Raw genomic sequence first — 16537 nt, 5'->3', positions numbered from 1 at the left:
GCAGCGGCGGATGGCCGGCGAGCAGGCCGCAATAGCCGCAGCGGTCGAAATGCTTGTCAGACGGCGAATCGGCTGGAGAAGCGGACGGCGCGGGCGATTCCGCGTGCGCCACGAGCGTGTTGCCGGTTGCAGAGCAGATCGGCGCGGCCGGCAGGCCGTCATCGGGTGCGGCTGCGCGCAGTTGCGAGATCAGCGGCGCGACGAGCGCGAGCACGAGCGCGAACAGCCCGAGCCACGCCGTGGCCCGGGCTTGCCGTGTCGGCGCGCCGCGTACGCCGGCGCGCGATGAATCAGGCCGCCGCGCGTGCCGCACGGCCAAACAGCAGACGATCGATCAACCAGACCGCGACGATCGTCGCCCCCATCAGCGGGAAGACGATGCCGAGCAGCACGAGCCCCGCGATCCAGCCGCGCATCGGCGGCGTGCCGCGCTCGCGCGACGGCGCGCCCAGCTTGCGAGCCGGGCGACGCTTCCACCACATCACGGTGCCCGTGACGGCCATCGCGGCGAGCCCGAGCGACAGCACCGCGCAGATGATCTGGTTCGCGAGCCCGAAGTAGCGGCCCATGTGCAGCGACGTGCCGTACGACACGGCGCGCGATACCGCGCCGTAGTCGTCGTAGCGGATGTCCTTCAGCACGGCCCCGCTGTATTGGTCGATGTAGATCGTCCGCTCGGCTTTCGGGTCGTCGGGGAAGTACGACGCGGTGAACACGCCGTCCGCGCCGGACGGCAGCGCGAGCGTGTAGCCGCTCGTCACGCCGAGGCCCGCGACGATCGCGATTGCGCGGGCCAGCGGCAGCGGTGCCGGTGTCGGCGCCGACGGCGAATGCGGGACGGGCACGTTGCCGACCGCCCACGGCGTTTGCGGCAACGGCAGGTCGTCCATCACCATCCCCGGCATCGACTCGCCGGATTCGTGGTGATGGCCGGCCGGCGCGGCGGCCTCGGCAGGTGCGGGCACCGCGGCGGCACCCGGGCGCGTCGAGCGCACCGACCCGCCGCCCCAGGCGCCTTCCGGCGCGCCGAGGTTGACGGTCGCGGCCAGCGCCTTGAAGTTCTTGCCCCACGAGCCCGACCACGGCAGCCCCGTCAGGATGAACGCGACCGTGCCGGCCGCGAGCCAGATGCCGGCCGTCGCGTGGAGGTTTTTCCACAGCGGCCGGCCGCGCAGCGACAGGTCGGGGCGCAGGGCTTGCCCGACGCGTGCCGCGCCGCGCGGCCACCACAGCGCGATCCCGGTGCCGATCATCACGAAGGTCCAGCACGCGGCGAGCTCCATCAGCAACTCGCCCGTCTTGCCGAGCAGCAGCTTGCGATGCAGCATCCGGTCGATCTGCATGAAGCGGTTCTCGACGCTCAGCGTGCCGAGCACGCTGCCGTCGTATGGGTTCACGTACACGCTCTCGCGGCGGCCGTCGCGCAGCCGGAACACGTATTCGGCGCTGCGGTCCGGCGCGGTCGAGACCTGCACGGACACCGGCGTCGCGCCGGCCGGCATCGCGGTGCGCGCGCTCGCGAGCAGCGCGTCGACATCGAGTCGCGGCGTGGTGCGCGGCTCGACGACCAGCCGGTGCGGATACAGCAGCGGCTCGATCTGCGGCTGGAAGCAATAGAGCGTTCCGGTGATCGCGAGGACCACCAGGAACGGCATGACGAACAGGCCGGCATAGAAGTGCCAGCGCCAGAGCGTCCGGTAGCCGGCGTGGGTGGATTGGGCGGGCGAGATCGCCCGTTCGACGGTGGTCGACATGGTGTCAGCTCCTCGGGTTCGTTGAGCGGCCGCGCCGGTGCGAGCCGGCGGACGTCAACGCGCGTTGCGCCCGCCGGCCGGCATCGACGAAACGGGCGGCGCGGCGTCATGCGCAGAAGCGGCGCATGACGGCGTCGCCCGCGCGAGGCGGGCAGGCGGGTGAACGCTTGAATCAGGTCGTGTGAGACGAACGGCATGCGGGCCCGCGCACGTCGACGTGCACGAGCCACTGGGCGGAACCGTCAGCAGAACAGGGGAGGCGCGCGGGAGGGTGGGCGATCGTCGAAGATCGATCGCACGATGGGAATACGGTCGAAGCGAATCCGGAAGCGCCGCGGCGCGGCGGCGGGAAACAGCAGCACCAGCAGCACGAACGACGCCAGCGCCGTGAACAGTGCGGCACCGAATGCGCACAGGCTGTCGCCGTTGCCGGACGAGGCCGTGTTGTCGGCATGCCCGTCATGCTTGAGCGCATCGGCGAGTGCGAGCGCATCGTTGGCCGGTGTGATCGGCGCGCCGGCATCGAAACGGGCGGCGAGTGCGGCCACGTTGACGATCAGCGGGCCGCGGCCCGAACACAGCACCACCGAGCCCGCATCCGGACCGTCCGGATCGAGCATCACGGCGCCCGACATCAGCGCGCGGGACAGCAGCGTCACGAGGAGGAACCCCCACAGAAGCTGTCGCGCGACGCCTTGCCGGAGCAGGAAGCGGCGAAGTGCGTTCATGGCGCGCGATTGTACCTCCGTTTGCGGGGAGGAGCCGGCCGCCACGCTGATGAGCGGCATCAGCCCGGCGTGCTGCCGGACGCGGACGAAAGCACGCGGGCGGCTATTCGGAACCGAACAATCCGCTGCCGGGCGGCGCGTTCGCCGGGCCATACGACCAGGTGCCGTCCGCTCGGGCGGTCAGCACGTTGCCCGAACGCCGGTCGTACAGATGCCACTGTTCGTCGGCCGGATCGTCGCCGTATGGCCAGGTCGTCAGCTTGCCGCCGAGGTCGAAATCGAACGCCCACGAACCCGGCTGCGCGCAGGGCGTGACCGACTGCAGGATCTGCCCGTCGAGCCGTTGCGCGGCGGCCGCGATGTCGCCGGATCGGGATTCGCTGTGCGCGAGCTCGTGCCCGTCGAGCGCGATCGACCAATGGCAGTAGCAGATCCACAGATGCCCGTTGCCGGCGACCGTCACGTGCCGCGATGCAAGCTGGTCCCGCGCCGTCGCGGACAGGCCGGGCGAGCCGGCGAGCGGCTCCCTGATATGCAGCGCGGGTTGCCCGAATTCGAACGTGAGAAAGCTGCCCTGGCCTTTCGTCACGGACCAGGCAGGGGTTTCGCAGATGGCCGGCCAGATCTGGTCGAAGTCGACAGCGTTCACGGCGTGCGTCTCTCTTCGGCGAAACCGGCTTCGGTATCGTCCGCGGTGCCGTCAGCGTCGGCCAGCAGATCGGACAGGTCGGCCGGCGACAAGCGCCGCATCGTCCGCTCGACGCCGTGATCGTAGCGGCGATCGTTCGGGTCGAGATGCTTCTGCGCCTTGCGGCCGTAGCGTTTCACGAACACGCCGAGTGCGCCGGCCAGTCGGGATTTCCGATTCCTGGGGATCATGCGGCGAGGTCATCGGGCATGTGCGCGCCGCGAATCGGGAAGGGCCGCCGTGGCCGTGCGCGACGCCCGCGGCAGCCGATGCATTGCGCCGGCTCAGGCCGGATACGCATCGTCGACTTTCAGGTTCGCGAGCCGGAACAGCGTGCGCAGCGTCTGCGGATGAATGTCGCGGTGCGCGGCGAGCGACGTCAGCATGAAGTCGAGCACCTTCGCGTAGCGCAGCAGCACGAGGCAGCGCGCGAGATCGGGCGTGTGGCCGCGCATGTCCTCGGCGAGGTGAACCATTTCGGTGGACAACGAGCGTGCCATCTCGAGTTCCATCTGCTGTTTTTCGGTCCAGTCGGGCAACGGCTGTTCGAGCAGCTTCGCGAGAAAGAGCTGGAACGACGTGTCGGACGAATTGGGCAGCGCATCCATGAAGGGCCTCGTAACTTGCTCGGATCGTTCGGACGTATCCGGTGGATGCGCCCGAAGGTGGGTTCGTGTTCGCGCGGTGACCGGCGCGGTTGTTACCAGAATGGCATGCAGGTTCCGTACCAGCCTCGCGAGACGATTGTTGAGTATTGTTGAGCGGCGCTGCGACGCGGGGCGGCGAGTCCCGCCGGTGCTGGGTGGGGGCGGTGATCGAGGCTGCCATCTACATGCGCGATGTAACGACGACCGGATACCCGGGGCGGCTCGCCGAGGCGAAATGCTTCACGGATGTAACGTAACGCCCGTTTAAATCACGTGACGCGTTTCCGCGACGAACCACGCGACCCGCGGCGGCCCGTGCATTCCGCCTGCGCCTGCCAGGCGTTCGGCCGGCCGGACGCGGTGCGACGGGACCTTCGCCCCGGGGCGGCGGGCGCCGCCCGCGAATGTGACGGGTGTTTCAAATCCGAGACGGATTTGCCCGCGGCGATCCGGTTGCGCGCGCTGTCCAACTGGCCCAGCGAATTGCCGGCCAATTGTGCATGGGCAGACGGCGCGCATTTGCCAACAATCCCCTGATCATCCCTGCGAGGTTCGACATGAGCGTCCACGCCTTCTTCTCGGCCAACCTGCTGCTGGCCTACACGGCCTATTTCATCGGCACCGCCAGCCCCGGGCCGAGCAATCTCGCGATCATGTCGGTCGCCGCGAACCAGGGCCGCAAGGCGGCGCTCGCGTTTGCGCTCGGCGTCATTTCCGGGTCGATGTTCTGGGCGACGGTGGCGGCGCTCGGCGTGTCGGCCGCGCTGCTGGCGTGGTCGAAGCTGCTGGTCGCGATCAAGCTCTTCGGCGGGCTGTACCTGCTGTGGCTCGCATTCAAGTCGGGGCGCACGGCGTGGTCGGGCAAGGCGGCGACGTCGCTGAACGCGGCGGGCGAACAACGTCTGTCGCGCTTCTATGGTCGCGGCGCGATGCTGCACCTGACCAATCCGAAAGCGATCCTCGTGTGGGTGTCGATCGTCGCGCTGTCGTCGAACGGTGCGGGCGCGTCGCACGGCACCGTCGTGCCGGGCTGCCTCGTGATCGGGGGCCTGGTATTCGGCGGCTATGCGCTCGTGTTCTCGATGGACGGTGCGCGCCGGCTCTACGTGCGCGGCCGGCGTGCGATGGAAGCGTGTCTCGCCGTCGTGTTCGGCGTGGCCGGGATCCGGCTGCTGGTGTCGAACGTGTGAGGCGGCACGCCCGCGCATCTAGCGCTGGCGGGCGGCGCGTCGCTTGGGCGAACGCACGGCGTCGCCCGGCTGCTCCGCCGGGCGCGTGAACAGCGACACGATCGTCTGCCGCAGCCAGCGGTGCGCGGGATGGCTGTCCCAGCGCTGATGCCAGATCACGCAGTAAGGCCGAGCGGGCATGCGCACCGGCGGTTGCCGCGACACCAGTTCCTTTTCATGGATCGACAGATCGAGCAGCGTGGTCGGCAGCACGCCGATGAAGTCCGACTCCCGGATGATCGCCAGCGCGGGCGAGTACGCATTCAGCGTGAGGACGAGATTGCGCTGCAGGCCGTGCGCGGAGAGCAGGCTGTCGTACACCGGCACCCGCATGCCGGAAAACCCGACGTCGAGATGCCGCGCCGCGAGAAAGCGTTTCAGCGTAAGCGGCCCCTTCGCGAGCGGGTGATCCTTGCGCATCAGGCAGCTCCAGTGGATCGGCCACATCTCGTGCGTGCGCACGCCGCTGCTCGGGCTCGAGTCGTTCAGGTACCCGCCGATCGCGAGGTCGACACCGCCGCGGTCGAACATGGCCGGCAGGTCGGCGACGCTGAACGGCGTGAGCTCGATCCGCATCGATGGCGCATGCTCGCCCATGAAGTGCGCGAGGCGCGGCATGATGCGCTCGACCGAGTAGTCCGACATCGCGATCGTGAAGGTGCCGCGATGCTCTTGCGGGTCGAACTGGTCGGGCGAGATCGCCTGCTTCAGTGCGTCGAAGTGCGGCTGGACCGCCGACCACAGCTCGCGCGCCCGCGCGGTCGGTCTCACACCCGACACGGTCTTCTCGAACAGCACGTCGCCGAGCGATTCGCGCAGCCTGCGCAATGCATTGCTGACCGCCGACTGTGAAAGCGCCAGCCGCTCGGCGGCGCGCGTGACGTTGCCTTCGGCCATCAATGCCGCGAACACGCGCAGCAGGTTGAGGTCGAGCTGGCGGAACACATCCTTCATCGCACATCTCCCATTCGGGGGCCGGCATCCTGCGCGTGGCGTCGGGAACCGGATCATCGTGGCGGCCAGTGTCAGGGCGACGGGCCGTCCGGGCAAGGCCGCGTTTGCCCTTGCCGCGAGCCGGCCGGCGACGCGACGAAGCCGCGCGTCGCGTTCGCACCATTATTCACGTTGGTGATGATCATATTCCGGAAATCCGTTGGACGCGGTAACGGTGCGCATCGAACATGAGCACGAAACCACTGCAGCCAGCAGGTGGAGGAGACAAACGATGAAAGAGGATGCAGTGAATCCGGCCGGCGCCATCGCGCTCGATCGCCTTTCGGTTGCGGCGCAGCCGTCTGCGCGGGCCGGCACGATGCGCGACGTCGCGGCGGCCGCCGCAGGCAACGCGCTCGAATGGTTCGATTTCGTGATCTACGGCTATTTCGCCAGCGTGATCGCGAAGCTGTTTTTCCCGGTGGCCGGGCAGGTCGGGTCGCTGTTGCTCGCGACGGCGACCTTCGGCGTGGGGTTCGTCGTGCGGCCGCTCGGCAGTGTCGTGCTCGGGCTGTACGGCGACCGGTATGGCCGCAAGGCGGCGATGTCCATGACGATCTGGCTGATGCTGGCCGGCACGGCCGCGATCGCGGTGGCGCCGCCGTATGCGCAGGCCGGCTGGCTCGGCGCGACGATCCTCGTGCTGGCGCGGCTCGTGCAGGGCTTCGCGGCATCGGGCGAATTCGGCAGCACCGTTGCCTTCCTCGCGGAAAAGGCGCCGCCGCATCGACGCCATTTCTTCGTGAGCCTGCAGATGTCGAGCACGATGCTGGCCATCGTGCTGGGCGGCACGATCGGCACGATCCTGACGACGTCGCTCAGCGCGCACCAACTCGAAAGCTGGGGCTGGCGTGTGCCGTTCGTGGTCGGCCTGCTGATCGGTCCGGTCGGCTTTTACATCCGCAGGAGCGTGTCGGAAACCGATGCGTTCGTGCACGGCGAAGCACTGCCGGTTTCGCAGGTGCTCAAGCGCCTGTTCGGCGAGCACCTCGCGTCGTTCCTCGCGGCGATCGGCGTGACGATCGTCAGTACGGCCGCGTTCTACATGTATTTGATCTACATGCCGACATTCGCGGTGAAGCAGCTCGGGTTGCCGATGTCCGCGCCGTTCATGAGCACGACGGTCGCCGGCATCGTGATGGTGGCGATCGCGCCGGTCGCGGGCCTGCTCGGCGACGTCTGGCGCCGGCCGGTCGCGATGGTCGCCGCCGCGATCGTCGTGCTGTCCGCGATCACGCTGCCGCTCTATCTGTGGGTCATCGCGAGCCCTTCGCTGCGCAACCTGCTGATCATGCAGGCCGCTGCCGCCGCGCCGATGGGCGTGCTCGTCGGGCTGGTGCCCGCGCTGTCCGCGCGGGCATTCCCGGCCGCGGTGCGCAGCACCGGGCTTGCGGTGTCGTACAACATCCCGACGACGGTCTTCGGCGGTTTTTCCCCGCTGATCGTCACGTGGCTGATCGCAACCACGCACAACAAGGCGTCGCCGGCGCTGTACATCGTCGCGATGTCGGTCGTGAGCCTGGTCGCGCTGCTCGGGTTCCGGCGCATGCCGAGCGAATAAGCGAGCCGGATTCAGTCGATGTTCGCTTCGATGAAATAGAGGATAACGAATGAATAGAGTGCACCGGAATGGCGATGTCGCATTAACCGGCCCATGCGGCCGCCCCCTCACCCTCAACAGGAGAAGTCACGCATGAAGCTCACACCCACCTTCGCGCCGCCGAGCGAGGCGGAACTCAAAGGACGCCTCGACCGCGTGCGCGCACGCATGGCGGAAGCCGGCCTCGATCGCTACGTAGCGTTCTCGCCGGACAACATCTACTACCTGACGAACTTCGCGAACATCGTTCACGAGCGGCCGTTCGTGCTGGTCATCTCGCGCAGCGGCCCACCGCAATTCGTCGTGCCGCAGCTCGAGCAGCCGCATGTGCGCACGCGCTCGATCGGCGAACTCGAGCTGATTCCCTACTTCGAATTCCCGGCGCCGGCCGGGCGCGAATGGAGCGACCGTTTCAAGGCGCTGTTCGGGCCGGGCGAGCGAGTCGGCGTCGAGTCGGTGTGTCCGTTGCAGGTCTATGCGCAGACGCCGGGCGAGCGCGTATGCATCGACGTCATCGACGACGTGCGGATGATCAAGTCCGACTACGAGATCAGCCGCCACGTGTACGCGTGCGGGATCGCGACCGACGCGCACAACCTGCTGCTGAACGAAGCGCGCCCGGGCCTCGGGATGGCGGAGATGTCGTCGCGCATTCGCGGCTACATCATGCAGCGGCTGCTGGCCGACGATCCGTCGCTGAACCCGTCGGCGACGCGGATCGTCGCGGTGTTCCAGCCGGGCAGCGTGTCGCACGATCCGCACAACTTCAGCAACATCGACATGCGGATGGAGGAGGGCGGCCCGCACGTGTCGATCGTCAATGCGGTGATGAACGGCTACGGCGCGGAAGTCGAGCGGACCTTCTTCCTCGGCCACGTTCCCGACGCGGCGCGACGCGCGTTCGACGTGATGTCGGAAGGGCGGCGGATCGCGTTCGACGCGGCGATGCCGGGCGCGCTGCTGAGCGACGTCGATCGCAAGGTCAACGACTATTTCCGCCGCGCGGGGATGGGCGACCGGATGCTGCACCGGACCGGGCACGGGATGGGCGTCACCGCGCACGAGGCGCCGTTCTTCGCCGAAGGCTACGACCGGCCGATCGAGAAGGGGATGTGCCTGACGATCGAGCCGGGCATCTACATCGAGGGTGTCGGCGGGTTCCGTCATTCCGATACGGTGCTGATCGGCGATGAAGGCCCGGTTCAGCTGACCGGCGGGCCGCTGGCGCTGGATGCGTTGACGTTCCCGGTTCGGGCGTAGTCACGCGCAGGCCAAGAAAAAGCCGCTGCACGGGCATGTGCAGCGGCTTTTTTGCGAACGGCGCGCTTCCGAACTTGAAGCGTCCATCGATGCACTTCAAGATCTGCACCCCATGATTCCGGTGAATTGCATACCGGACGTCATGGGCTCGCCTATAGTCACGAAAGATATCGGTGTCGAGGCTTGCTTCACGCCAAACATGGACGCGCCGGGTGCTTCTCGGCAACAGGGGGCAGACAATGAAAGATATCAATGTGCGGGGAGGATCGTGATGGCGCGTTTTGTTCGTTCGCTGCTATTGCTGGCGGGGCTGTGCGCCTGCGCGTTTGCGTATGCCGTGGAACCCGGGATGAACAATCCCCTGTTATCGGAATTGCGTCCGTGGTGCATCGGTCGCCTTATGTTCGACCGGCCCGTCTCGAGCGAGATCTCGAACGAGAGTTACGAGTACCGCGGCGACAAGCTGGTGACGACGCACGATGTGTCAGTGGAGGACTACGACGCCAAAGTCGCGGCGCGGGAGAAAGAACTGCGCACCAAACAGCGGGTGAATCCCGTCGATCTGCAGGAGCAGACGGGACGCATGTCGCTGGAAAAGGCCTTCTCGCCGGTGTCGCACTCACGGGTTTTCGTCTTCAACGACGCGGTGGCGAAAGCTGTCGCCTTGCCGTTCGATACGGAAGGTTATCTGTTCGCGAACCGCACGCTCGTCCAGACGACGAGCCTGATCGGTGCGGATGTGCTGGACCGGGCCGAAAGCATCTATGACGATACCTACCGCCGCATCAAGGTGCGCGATAACTGGGCCGTGCCGACGGAATCGGGTTTCTGTTTCGATGGTGGCATCGTCACGGGCCCGTCGACTTACTCGGAAGAAGTCAGTCAGTCGTTCGCGTTGATGCCGGGCCGACCGGCGCTGCTCGTGATCAAGCTGCGGGATGCGGTAGACGAAGATCTGAAGCAGCCGCTCACTCGCAATCTGCGCGCGACGCTCAATCGCATGCCGGGACACTACAGCATCCTGCGCCGAGGCAAACGGCAAGTCGCCGGCATGGACGCGGAGGAGGTGCTGTTTGCGCTCAGGGATGGCGCGGTCACGGTCTATCGATTCTACTTGCTCGCGCCGGGGAATCCCGCGACGGTTGAGCAGCCGCACACATCGGTCGAACTGCTGCTGGGCGCCCCCGCGCGCGGCGACCTGCCACCTGAGAAAGCCACCTCGCCGGTCGATGAAGCGGGCGCGTTGCAAGTATGGGACACACTGGTGAACAGCCTGCGCGCGAGGCCGGGTGCGATCTGACAGGAGGCGGATGAGGTGATATGCATGCTCGATCCGACGACTCCGCCGCACTGAGGCGCGGCGGAGGGCGCCCGAATCAGAGCGGCTTCAGAAAATAAAGCCCGTATTGATGAACTTCGAGTAGTGATCCGACACGATCGAATCGAGCAGCTGCTTGCTGCTGTCGGTCTGCTTCGCCGCGACCATCGAGCGGATCGAGAACGCGCGCAGCGCGTCGCTCACCGACAGCGTGCCTTCCGCCGAATCCTTGCGGCCCGCGAACGGGAACACGTCGGGCCCGCGCTGGCACTGGCAGTTGATGTTCACGCGGCACACCTGGTTCACGAGCGGATCGACGAGCGCGCCGATCTGCGCCGGGTCGGAACCGAAGATGCTGACCTGCTGGCCGTGATCCGACGTCGTCACGTAATCGAGCGCGGTGTCGACGTCGTCGAACGTCGCCACCGGAATGATCGGCCCGAACTGTTCCTCGCGGTACAGCTTCATCCCTTCCGACACCGGATACACGACGGCCGGATAGAACAGCGTCTTGCTGAACTCGCCGCCCGAATGGTTGACGACCTGCGCGCCCTTGGCCTTCGCGTCGTCGATTGCATCCGTCATATAGGCCGTGCGATGCATGCCCGGCAGCGGCGTGATACTGACGCCTTTCTCCCACGGCATGCCGATCTTCAGCTGTTCGAGCGCGGCGGTGAAGCGCTTCAGGAATTCGTCGACGATCGAGCGGTGCACGAGCAGCATCTTCAGCGCGGTGCAGCGCTGGCCGTTGAACGACAGCGCGCCGAGCAGGCATTCCTTCACGGTGAGGTCGAGATCGGCGTCGGGCAGCACGATCGCCGCGTTTTTCGCGTCGAGGCCGAGGATCGCGCGCAGCCGGTGCGATTTCGGGTGCTGCTTCTTCAGATGGTCGGCCACCTTGCTCGACCCGATCAGCGCGAGCACGTTGATCTTGCCCGACGCGAGCATGTGCGGCACGACCACCGCGCCCGGCGCATAGATCGTGTTGATCACGCCCTTCGGGAACGCGTCGCGGAACGCTTCGAGCAGCGGCTCGAACAGCAGCGTGCCGTACTGAGGAGGCTTGAACACCACGGTGTTGCCCATCAGCAGCGCGGGGATCAGCGTCGCGAAGGTCTCGTTCAGCGGATAGTTGTACGGGCCCATGCACAGCACGACGCCGAGCGGCGTGCGGCGGATCTGGCCGATCGTGCCTTCGGCGATCACGAAGCGCGAATTCGCGTTGTCGAGCTCCTTTAGCGCGTCGATCGTCTGCGTCATGTACGTGACGGTGCGATCGAACTCCTTCTGCGAATCGGCGAGGCTCTTGCCGATCTCCCACATGATCAGGTTCACCACCAGCTCGCGCTGCGCGACCATCCGCTTGATGAAGTCCTGCATGCACGCGATGCGCTGCTCGACCTTCATCGTCGGCCACTCGCCGCGGCCTGCGTCGTACGCGCGCACCGCGGCGTCGAGCGCTGCGTCGCTTTCCGTTTCACCCATCACCGGGTAGCTGCCGATCTCGACCTGCTCGACGCTGCCGTCCGCCTGTCGCACGCACACCGGCGACAGCACGGTCTTGGTCGCGCCGTCCCACGGCCGTAACTCGCCGTCGACGAGCGACAAGCGCTGGTGAATCGGTGAAGTCAGCCGGTACTCGGCGGGGATGTCCTGAAAGGCGGGAAACAACTGCTGCAGGGAGGCGGAATCGGGCATGACGGTCTCGTTTGACAGGGTGTCCGGGAAGGACGGGCGATGCGAATCCTGAGCGGGGTGATCCTCGATCCTGAATCGGCATGATGACGCGCGGACGACGACGCGTCACGCGTGGCCATGGCCGAATCAGCGAATGGAACCAGTTCCATTAAAAAGGAACGCCGGCGCGAATGCAAGATTTGCCGAACGGAGCCGCATGCGCCGTAAGCATTTAGAAAGACTGTTGCCGAATGCTTGGTATAACACGCCAACCAGGCCCGCAAACGTTTCCCTTGGGCCGGATTGCGCGGATAATGGCCCGGCGCGGCGAAGAAAAAAATGAAGTGAACCTGAGAGCATATGTAGTGAAGAACAGAAGAAGGTCCGCCGCACTGCCGATGCGAGGTCGGCTGCCCGGAGCGCCGGGTCGGGGTTGCCCGGTCCGGCGCGCGCCGGACTTCGAATGCGTTCCGTCTGTTTCGACGGATGCTTCGTGATCCTCTCCAGTCCTTTCGTCGTCGTCTCCCGAATCCTGCCTGTTGCCCGGCCCTTCATCGCCTGAAGTGGTCGAAGAATTTCTTTCGTTTTTATTACGATCCGACCGCATAAAAGCGCAAAGCAGAAAGGTATTCGTCAGGAATGCAGAGCGCTGCGCGCGTGCACGTTGCGGGCAGGCGACACGTTAAAAATTAACTAAAAATACGAATCATTCTCGTTTAATATTTCGCTCCGTTACGAGCCGTGACGGAGCGTCACGGCTGCTTTCGTGCCGCTCCTGCCGGCCGGCCGCCACCCGCGCCGGCCGTTCACCGGCCCGCCCGCGCGACGAGGCGATCCCTCGCGCGCCGCTTCTTTTCACGGAAAGGATGTCGTCGGCCGATCCACAGCGTGGTTCGCGCGTTGGCCGGATGCGTTTCCGTTCGCCGTTTTCCCTCAGCCTCTACTTCAACGATGAAACTCAACAAGAGCGCGTGCCATGCGCTGCTGATCGCCACGTCGCTGGCCGGCGCACGCACCTCCTTCGCACAGGCGAGCGACGCCGCGGCGACCTTGCCCGCGATCTCCGTCAAGGCGGCTGCCGAACATGCGTCGTATGACGGCGGCCACTCGCGCGCGGCGACCAAGACCGACATGTCGCTGATGGACGTGCCGCAGACGGTGAACGTCGTGCCGCACGCGGTGATCGAGGACCAGAACGCGACGTCGATGCAGGATGCGCTGCGCAACGTGCCGGGCGTCGGTTTTTCGGTCGGCGACGGCCAGCGCGACCAGATCACGATCCGCGGCTTCAACAGCATCACGGACCAGTACGTCGACGGCATCCGCGACGATGCGCTCTACTATCGCGACCTGTCGAACGTCGATCACGTCGAAGTGCTGAAGGGGCCGGCGGCCGTGCTGTACGGGCGCGGCTCGGCGGGCGGCATCGTGAATCGCGTGTTGAAGCGGCCCGACGCGAACCCGGTGCGCGACGTGGGCGTGACGCTCGGCACGCGCGGCGAGCGGCGCGGCGAATTCGACCTCGGCTGGAATGCGAACGACGCGGCGCGTTTCCGGATCACCGGCGCGGCCGAGAACTCGAACAGCTTCCGCGACCAGTTCCAGCTCAATCGCCAGGCGATCGCGCCGTCCGCGCAGTTCAAGCTCGACAGCAACACGGTGCTGAACGTCGAATTCGACTACCTGCACGACCGCCGCACGTCCGACCAGGGCATTCCCGCGTACCTCGGCCGGCCGGTGGACGTGCCGATCAACACGGTCTACGGGCCGGCCGACGCGGCGAACAGCTCGTACAACGACATCTCCGCGAAGAGCGCGACGGTGTCGCTCGATCACCGCTTCAGCGATTCGCTGTCGTTCCATGGCGCGATCCGCGCGTATGACTTCTCGCTCGAACGCAAGAACTACGTGACGTACGAGCCGATCAAGACCGCTGCGCACCCGGTCGTGACGCTCGACCAGTCGACCCGCCAGCGCACCGACCACGGCATCGACGGGATGTTCGAGCTCACGCAGAAGACGTCGCTGTTCGGCATGCGCCACGAGCTGCTGTACGGGCTCGAGCTGTCGCAGCAGCAGAAGTTCGACACGATCTACAGCGTGTCGAAGGTCGCGACCTACGATCTCTACAACCCGCAGCCGGTGGTCCTGCCCGGCGTGCCGACCGGCGCGCGGGCGAAGACGAACGCGTCGACCGTCGTCGGGCTCGCGGGCGTCTACGCGCAGGATTTGATCTCGCTGACCGAACACTGGAAGGTGCTCGCAGGGCTGCGCTTCGACTACCTGAACCAGATCCGCCACGACTACACGTCGTCGAACGTCAACCTCGACCGCACCGATCACGCGTGGAGCCCGCGCGTCGGCCTGATCTACGAACCGCTCGACTGGCTGACGCTGTACGGTTCGTTCAGCCAGTCGTTCTCGCCGCTCGCCGATACGCTGATCAGCGCCGGCGCGTTCTCGAACGGCGCCGCGCTCGCACCGCAGAAGACCACCGCGTATGAAGTCGGCTCGCGCTTCGACCTCGGCGGCAAGGCGACGGCCAGCGTCGCGCTGTTCGACATGCGCCAGACCAACCAGCAGATCGGCGACCCGGCGAATCCCGGCTATGCGCTGCCGATCGGCACGCAGCACGTGCACGGGATGGAACTCGGCTTCACCGGCGAGATCGCGCCGAAGTGGTCGGTGTACGCGGGCTACGCGTACCTGAACGGGACGGTCGACGGTTCCGCGCAATCGACGGCGGCCGGTGTCGCGGTGTCGAGCAACACGCCGGGGCTGATGCCGCGTCACAGCGCGAACCTTTGGCTCAAGCGCGAGTTGCCGTACGGTTTCTATGCGGCGGCCGGCATGCAGTTCCAGTCGGCGCGCTACACGTCGGCGAGCGACCTCGTCACGCTGCCGTCGTTCACGGTGTTCAACCTGGGCGCCGGCTACCGCTGCAAGAAAGTCGACGTGACGCTCACGCTCGACAACCTGTTCGATCGCCGCTATTTCATCGCAGCGCACGGCAATGCGGACCTGTACAACATGCCCGGCGATCCGCGCACGCTCACCGCGACGGTGAAGTGGCACATGTGATGCACGTGATGCGTGCGCCGGGTGACAATGCGGATCTTCGTCACGACGATCCGCATCTCACTGCCCATGATTCGCCAAGCGTTTGATCTTTCGAGCATGGCCGGCCGCACCCGAGTGCTGTGCGCCGTGTTGGGGCTGGCTGGTGGCGCGGCCGCGGCGCACGCGCAGACGATTCCGGCCGACGCCGAACCCGAATGCCATTCGGTGTACGTCGGCCGTGCGATCACGTTGTCGGGCCGTTACGCGCTCGATTACGGCGACGAATCAATCGGGGCGGACGTGTGGTTCGATGAGGACGACGCTTCGGCGCGGCGCTTGCCGGACCGTTCTCAACGCGCCGGTGTGATCCAGTTCACGAACCAGAGCGATGCACGGCGCAGACTGCGGCTCCCCGCCGCGCAACCCGAAGGCGTATGCCGCTTCGACGGGCGTGCAACGGTCGTGATCCGCGATCTGGAAACCGTGTGCCCGGGGCTGGAAGAGCCCGATCACGCACGGCTGGTGAAAGTGGTGAAGGCCAGCCCGCCGACGCGACACGCGTGCGAGGCCGCCGCACCATAAGGCTGGCGCGACCGCGCCGTTACTCGACGTCCTCGTCGTCCTCGTCGTCCTCCACATCGCCGCCATTCGCATCGAAATCCGGCGCCGCATACGCGCTCGCCTGCTCGAGCAGCCAGCCGCGAAACAGCTCCAGCGGCTTGCTGTGGCTGAACTCCGTCGGATACACGAGGTAGTACGCGGAATCGCCGACGGTTGCCGCATCGCACGGCACCACCAGCCCGAGCTGCTGCAACTGTTCCTCGACGAAGAATTTCGGCACGAGCGCGATGCCGAGCCCGGCCGCGGCCGCACTGATCAGCATCGTGTGCAGCTCGTAGCGCACGCCCTGCATCGTGCGGATGTCCTCGACGCCGTGCGTCTCGAACCACTGCGCCCACGCGCCGGGGCGCGTCGTCGAGTGCAGCAGCGGGTACGCGAGCAGATCCTCGACGCTTTTCACGGGCCCGTCGAGCAGCGCCGGCGAGCAGATCGGCACGACTTCCTCGCCGAACAGGTAATCCGACGACGTGCCGGGCCAGGTTGGCTTGCCGTAGTGGATCGCCGCCTCGAAGTGGGTGTCCTCGAACGAGAACAGGTCGGTGCGGCTGCCCATGTTCACGCGCACGTCGGGCGTGCGGTCGTAGAAGCTCTTGATGCGCGGGATCAGCCAGTGCGACGCGAAGGTCGGCAGCACCGCCAGCTCCAGGTAGCCGCCGCCGCTGCCGTGCGCGATGATCGACAGCGTGTCGCGGTCGAGCGCCTCCAGCGCGCGGCGCACCTGCGTGCCGTACAGCTTGCCGGCGCGCGTCAGCACGACGCGCTGCTTCACGCGGGCGAACAGCCGCACGCCGAGGCTCGCTTCGAGTGTCGCGATCTGGCGCGATACCGCACTTTCGGTCAGGAACAGCTCCTTGGCCGCGTGCGTGAAGCTTTCGTGGCGCGCGGCGGCTTCGAAAGCCACGAGCGCGCCCATGTTGGGGATCTTGAATTTGCGCATGATGTTCGATTCGTCTGACGAACGG

The 16537-nt window shown here is 66.5% G+C and carries 15 protein-coding genes; 6 read left to right on the top strand and 9 right to left on the bottom strand.

The features are described from left to right. The 6 genes from G3O00_RS02805 to G3O00_RS02780 all read right to left on the bottom strand — a co-directional run. The coding region (locus G3O00_RS02805) for a DUF2946 domain-containing protein (protein WP_346778948.1) at positions 1-313 on the bottom strand (313 nt) is incomplete at its 3' end. Continuing rightward, the gene (locus tag G3O00_RS02800) at positions 291-1754 is read right to left on the bottom strand and encodes a PepSY domain-containing protein (protein ID WP_206141967.1); all 1464 of its coding nucleotides are present in this window, start codon (positions 1752-1754) and stop codon (positions 291-293) included. The genes G3O00_RS02805 and G3O00_RS02800, both read right to left, overlap by 23 nt. Before the next feature lie 242 nt (positions 1755-1996). Beyond that, on the bottom strand, positions 1997-2482 hold the full coding sequence (locus G3O00_RS02795) for a DUF2946 family protein (protein ID WP_174932201.1): 486 nt from the start codon (positions 2480-2482) through the stop codon (positions 1997-1999). 103 nt (positions 2483-2585) lie between these two features. After that, the gene (locus G3O00_RS02790; protein WP_206141966.1) at positions 2586-3131 is read right to left on the bottom strand and encodes a hypothetical protein; all 546 of its coding nucleotides are present in this window, start codon (positions 3129-3131) and stop codon (positions 2586-2588) included. After that, positions 3128-3361, bottom strand: a complete 234-nt coding sequence (locus G3O00_RS02785; RefSeq protein WP_206141965.1) for a hypothetical protein — start codon at positions 3359-3361, stop codon at positions 3128-3130. Before G3O00_RS02785 ends, G3O00_RS02790 begins: the two co-directional genes overlap by 4 nt. A gap of 93 nt (positions 3362-3454) precedes the next feature. Then, the gene (locus tag G3O00_RS02780; RefSeq protein WP_011356289.1) at positions 3455-3778 is read right to left on the bottom strand and encodes a hypothetical protein; all 324 of its coding nucleotides are present in this window, start codon (positions 3776-3778) and stop codon (positions 3455-3457) included. Between the two features lie 596 nt (positions 3779-4374). On the opposite strand from G3O00_RS02780, the gene G3O00_RS02775 reads away from it, so the two are divergent. Next, on the top strand, positions 4375-5007 hold the full coding sequence (locus G3O00_RS02775) for a LysE family translocator (RefSeq protein ID WP_206141964.1): 633 nt from the start codon (positions 4375-4377) through the stop codon (positions 5005-5007). 18 nt (positions 5008-5025) lie between these two features. On the opposite strand, the gene G3O00_RS02770 is transcribed toward G3O00_RS02775, so the two are convergent. After that, positions 5026-6000, bottom strand: a complete 975-nt coding sequence (locus G3O00_RS02770) for a LysR family transcriptional regulator (RefSeq protein WP_174932204.1) — start codon at positions 5998-6000, stop codon at positions 5026-5028. 271 nt (positions 6001-6271) lie between these two features. On the opposite strand from G3O00_RS02770, the gene G3O00_RS02765 reads away from it, so the two are divergent. From G3O00_RS02765 to G3O00_RS02755, 3 genes are all read left to right on the top strand, one after another. Then, entirely contained in the window at positions 6272-7600 is a 1329-nt protein-coding gene (locus G3O00_RS02765) for an MFS transporter (protein WP_011356286.1), read from the top strand. 132 nt (positions 7601-7732) lie between these two features. Continuing rightward, entirely contained in the window at positions 7733-8899 is a 1167-nt protein-coding gene (locus G3O00_RS02760; RefSeq protein ID WP_206141963.1) for a Xaa-Pro peptidase family protein, read from the top strand. 112 nt (positions 8900-9011) lie between these two features. Beyond that, a complete protein-coding gene (locus G3O00_RS02755) occupies positions 9012-10199 on the top strand; it encodes a T6SS immunity protein Tli4 family protein (RefSeq protein ID WP_241024908.1) in 1188 nt (395 codons plus the stop codon). 87 nt (positions 10200-10286) lie between these two features. Here the strand turns inward: G3O00_RS02755 and G3O00_RS02750 are convergent, their stop codons facing one another. Then, positions 10287-11915: an NADP-dependent glyceraldehyde-3-phosphate dehydrogenase gene (locus G3O00_RS02750; protein ID WP_206141962.1), complete on the bottom strand. Its 1629-nt coding sequence runs from the start codon at positions 11913-11915 to the stop codon at positions 10287-10289. A 930-nt stretch (positions 11916-12845) separates the two neighbouring features. On the opposite strand from G3O00_RS02750, the gene G3O00_RS02745 reads away from it, so the two are divergent. Both G3O00_RS02745 and G3O00_RS02740 read left to right on the top strand, forming a co-directional pair. Further along, on the top strand, positions 12846-14975 hold the full coding sequence (locus G3O00_RS02745; protein ID WP_206141961.1) for a TonB-dependent siderophore receptor: 2130 nt from the start codon (positions 12846-12848) through the stop codon (positions 14973-14975). Positions 14976-15002: 27 nt separating this feature from the next. Next, positions 15003-15536, top strand: coding sequence for a hypothetical protein (locus tag G3O00_RS02740; protein WP_241024907.1), 534 nt, complete (start codon positions 15003-15005; stop codon positions 15534-15536). Between the two features lie 19 nt (positions 15537-15555). On the opposite strand, the gene G3O00_RS02735 is transcribed toward G3O00_RS02740, so the two are convergent. Then, positions 15556-16512: a LysR family transcriptional regulator gene (locus tag G3O00_RS02735; RefSeq protein ID WP_206141960.1), complete on the bottom strand. Its 957-nt coding sequence runs from the start codon at positions 16510-16512 to the stop codon at positions 15556-15558. Positions 16513-16537 lie beyond the last annotated feature (25 nt).

Source organism: Burkholderia sp. Ac-20384, assembly GCF_017104605.1.
GTDB lineage: Bacteria > Pseudomonadota > Gammaproteobacteria > Burkholderiales > Burkholderiaceae > Burkholderia > Burkholderia lata.
Note: the sequence above shows the minus strand (reverse complement) of the source record. Positions and strands in the feature narration are given on the sequence as shown.

Excerpts from the sequence above, each read along its gene's own strand:
- G3O00_RS02735 (WP_206141960.1), bottom strand. The coding sequence starts at position 16,512 with ATGCGCAAATTCAAGATCCCCAACATGGGCGCGCTCGTGGCTTTCGAA.
- G3O00_RS02745 (WP_206141961.1), top strand. The coding sequence starts at position 12,846 with ATGAAACTCAACAAGAGCGCGTGCCATGCGCTGCTGATCGCCACGTCG.
- G3O00_RS02760 (WP_206141963.1), top strand. The coding sequence starts at position 7,733 with ATGAAGCTCACACCCACCTTCGCGCCGCCGAGCGAGGCGGAACTCAAA.
- G3O00_RS02800 (WP_206141967.1), bottom strand. The coding sequence starts at position 1,754 with ATGTCGACCACCGTCGAACGGGCGATCTCGCCCGCCCAATCCACCCAC.
- G3O00_RS02775 (WP_206141964.1), top strand. The coding sequence starts at position 4,375 with ATGAGCGTCCACGCCTTCTTCTCGGCCAACCTGCTGCTGGCCTACACG.
- G3O00_RS02750 (WP_206141962.1), bottom strand. The coding sequence starts at position 11,915 with ATGCCCGATTCCGCCTCCCTGCAGCAGTTGTTTCCCGCCTTTCAGGAC.
- G3O00_RS02795 (WP_174932201.1), bottom strand. The coding sequence starts at position 2,482 with ATGAACGCACTTCGCCGCTTCCTGCTCCGGCAAGGCGTCGCGCGACAG.
- G3O00_RS02740 (WP_241024907.1), top strand. The coding sequence starts at position 15,003 with ATGCGGATCTTCGTCACGACGATCCGCATCTCACTGCCCATGATTCGC.
- G3O00_RS02755 (WP_241024908.1), top strand. The coding sequence starts at position 9,012 with ATGATTCCGGTGAATTGCATACCGGACGTCATGGGCTCGCCTATAGTC.
- G3O00_RS02770 (WP_174932204.1), bottom strand. The coding sequence starts at position 6,000 with ATGAAGGATGTGTTCCGCCAGCTCGACCTCAACCTGCTGCGCGTGTTC.
- G3O00_RS02785 (WP_206141965.1), bottom strand. The coding sequence starts at position 3,361 with ATGATCCCCAGGAATCGGAAATCCCGACTGGCCGGCGCACTCGGCGTG.
- G3O00_RS02765 (WP_011356286.1), top strand. The coding sequence starts at position 6,272 with ATGAAAGAGGATGCAGTGAATCCGGCCGGCGCCATCGCGCTCGATCGC.
- G3O00_RS02780 (WP_011356289.1), bottom strand. The coding sequence starts at position 3,778 with ATGGATGCGCTGCCCAATTCGTCCGACACGTCGTTCCAGCTCTTTCTC.